This window comes from Sedimentibacter sp. B4 (assembly GCF_000309315.1).
GTDB lineage: Bacteria > Bacillota > Clostridia > Tissierellales > Sedimentibacteraceae > Sedimentibacter > Sedimentibacter saalensis.
In genome coordinates this window covers 1-335 of the sequence record NZ_CANG01000218.1, presented here as the reverse complement: position 1 = coordinate 335, position 335 = coordinate 1, and the positions used below count along the sequence as shown (strand labels likewise).

The 335-nt window shown below is 69.9% G+C and carries 1 pseudogene; it reads left to right on the top strand.

Going from position 1 to position 335, the window contains the following annotated elements:
• Positions 1–335 (top strand): annotated as a pseudogene (locus BN358_RS26225) (ABC transporter ATP-binding protein); the annotation flags it as partial.

Below are 335 nucleotides of genomic sequence, written 5' to 3'. Positions count from 1 at the left end.
ACGTCTCCTACCCAGTTTCCGCTGGTCGGTGTGGTCCTGCTCGGCACGTGGGGCTATGCGCAGGGCTGGGTGACGCTGGGCGAGATCACCACGGCCGCGATCTACGTGCAGGGACTGGTGGAGCCGATGGACCGGCTGATCCAGGTGTTCGACACCATGCAGGTCGGATTGGCCGCGACCACCCGCCTGCTTGGCGTGGCGGAGGTCCCCGAGGACCGGGTGGCGGGCGAGGCGCGTCCCGAGGGCACCGAGGTCGTCGGGGAGGACCTGCGGTTCGCCTACCGTCCGGGCGTGGACGTGCTGCACGGCATCGACCTCGACCTGAAACCGGGGGA